The organism is Rhodococcus sp. (in: high G+C Gram-positive bacteria) (genome assembly GCF_049299235.1).
Taxonomy (GTDB): Bacteria; Actinomycetota; Actinomycetes; order Mycobacteriales; family Mycobacteriaceae; genus Rhodococcus.
This window is the reverse complement of the sequence record NZ_JBAQXC010000002.1, coordinates 1-2,681: the sequence shown is the minus strand read 5'-3', so window position 1 is coordinate 2,681 and position 2,681 is coordinate 1. Positions and strand designations below refer to the sequence as shown.

The window sequence follows — 2,681 nt, the reverse complement described above, 5'->3', positions numbered from 1 at the left end:
ACTTCCGGTGCGGTTCCGATGCCGCTGTCGGCGATCTCGAGCAGCAGACCACCGTCGACGGCGGCGGAGAACTCGAAGGTGACGGCGCTGTTCGGCGGGGAGGCGCGCAGTGCGTTGTCGACGAGTTCGGCGAGCATGTGGACGACGTCGGCGACGGCGCCGCCGACGAGGTATCCCTGGGGGGTGTTGCCGATCCGCACTCGCTGGTAATTCTCGACCTGGGAGACGGCGCCGCGCAGGACGTCGCCGAGTGGGGCGGGGGCGCTGCGGGTGCGGGGCCGGGTGCCGGAGAGCACGAGCAGCGAGTCGCCGGTGCGGCGCATGCGTGCGGCGAGGTGGTCGAGGGCGAACAGGCTTTGCAGGCGGGCCGGGTCTTTTTCTTCGTATTCGAGGGAGTCGATGAGGGAGAGTTGCTGTTCGACGAGGGTTTTGTTGCGGCGGGCGAGGGTTTCGAGCATCGTCGAGACTTGCTGTCGCAGGTGTGCTTGTTCGCTGGCGAGGCGCAGGGCTTCGGAGTTCATCGAGTCGACGGCGCGGGCGAGTTCGCCGATCTCTTCGGTGGTGTGCACGTCGATCGGTGCGAGTTCGACGGTGGTGACGTCGGCGCCGTCCTTGACGGCGGCGATGGCTGCGGGCAGTTCGTGGTTCGCGGCACCGAGCACGCCTTCGCGTAGACGCCGGAGCGGCACGGACAGGGTGCGCGCGACGAGCAGTGCGACCGCGAGTGCGACCGCGAGGATGACGGCGACCGCGATGCTGCCCTGGATGGCAGCGGTTCGCGCCTCGTCCGAGAGGCGGTCCACGGTGATGGAGATCTGCGCGACCGACGTTTCGTGCATCGACTGGTAGAGCGCGTAGGCCGATTTGATCTCGCCGCTCAGGACAACGGGGGACTGGCGGGCCGGATCGAAATCGGCGAACAGTGCGCGCTTGTTCGCTACCTTTCCGAGCAATTCGTCGACTTTGCCGTTGTCGATCGGGGTACCGCGCAGCAGGTTGATGGTCGATTCTTCGAGGTTCAGGGCATTGAACGCCACGGCCCGTGCGGCCTCGGGAGATTGGTAGAACATGCCGATCGAGTTGACCTGATCGAGCATCGTCAACTGTGAGTTCCACACGTTGATCACGTTGGTGCCTGCGGTCTGCATCTCGGTGTTCTCGGCGAGATCGAGCACCGAGCGGAACGTCGCCTCACACACGACCAGGAAGTCGGCGGTGCGTCGTTTGAGTTCGTCCACGGGCATTGTGCCGCCCCGAAACGTGTCGTAAAGGGCTTGTCCGTCTTCGAGGAGCTGTGACACGCGTTCCGTGACCGTCGGATTGAAGTCCGTTGCCTTCGAGAAGGCGCTGACTTTCGCACTCGACGAATCGATCTGCCCTGCGGTCGCGGGATCGACCGGGAGTCCGAGGCTGGCCGCGGTCGAGGTGCTCACGACGATGTTGGAGAATTCGAACAGGGCGGGGATCACCGCCAACTGATCGGACAGCAGGCTGAAGCGGCGATCATCATCGAGCTGGTCGGACACCCGCAGTGCCCCGAATACGGCGGCGGCGATCATCGGAATGATGAGCACCAATCCGAGCTTGTACGACAACCGCCAGTTCATCAGATTGAGGGATTTCGCCCCACGGTTCCCCATTTGATCGCGTCGTTCCTTTCGGTGCGCATTCCCCCGTGCCCGAGAGTGGGCGTGGCGCAAAACACTTGGATCATTCAGCTGATCGTTATACAGCACGTCCGAATCCGTTGTACATACGTGACCTTGGTCGTGAATGCGCCGCAACGGAGGAGAACATCGAGGGTGGTGCAGGTTCGCCGTCCGGTCGCCGCCCACTCCCGGGCGGGGACGCGGCATCTGCGAACGTGATCGCACGCACAGTAGATCCTGCAAGCGCCGGGTTTCACCGGCTGCCGCTGCCAGTGTGCGGCGAGACCGGAGAGCGGAACGCGGTGACCTCGACAAGGACTCTGATGCGGATTCGCACATCCCAGAGAATGGAATGCGGGTGACCGAGATCATAGCTGCCCGTCATGTGCGGCAAGGGCAACTACGAGGCCACCCCCGGCATCGCCGGGGGTGGCCTCGTGGAAGATCCAGGCGGGGGAGTGCCCCGCCGTCGTCAGCGGTTGGAGTCGTACATCGTCGACGAACTGTGGTGCTTCGGCCCGTTCCGGTACTGGTCCGATTGCGGAGGTGTCGACTGGGATTGCGGTGGTTGCTGCATCGGCTGCGACTGCTCCGCGGGTGCCGGACGCTGTGTCCGTACGGCAGCCTGGTCGGCGTGCCGCGCGGGTTCTTCGGGTGCTTGCAGACGACGCGGACGTTCGGTCAGTACTTCGGGGGTGCTCTGCTGAATGTCGGTGAGCAGCGCGGCGGGGAAGTAGATCGACGCGGTGATACCGGCGTTCGTTTCGGTGTCGAAGGTCGGACGCAGTCGCACGCTGATGCCGTTGCGGGCCGCGAGACGCCCGACCACGAACAACCCCATCTGCCGAGGTGCGTGGATTTCCGCGCTGTTTCCGGCGGCCAGCCGCATGTTGATCTCGTTGAGAACTTCCGGTGCGGTTCCGATGCCGCTGTCGGCGATCTCGAGCAGCAGACCACCGTCGACGGCGGCGGAGAACTCGAAGGTGACGGCGCTGTTCGGCGGGGAGGCGCGCAGTGCGTTGTCGACGAGTT

Annotated in this window: 2 protein-coding genes; both read right to left on the bottom strand. The window is 64.8% G+C overall.

What is annotated here, in order from left to right; translation table 11 throughout:
* On the bottom strand, window positions 1–1,640 hold a 1,640-nt coding region (locus WAX14_RS00090), incomplete at its 3' end, for an ATP-binding protein (protein ID WP_422626065.1).
* A gap of 481 nt (window positions 1,641–2,121) precedes the next feature.
* The coding region (locus tag WAX14_RS00085; RefSeq protein ID WP_422626064.1) for an ATP-binding protein at window positions 2,122–2,681 on the bottom strand (560 nt) is incomplete at its 5' end.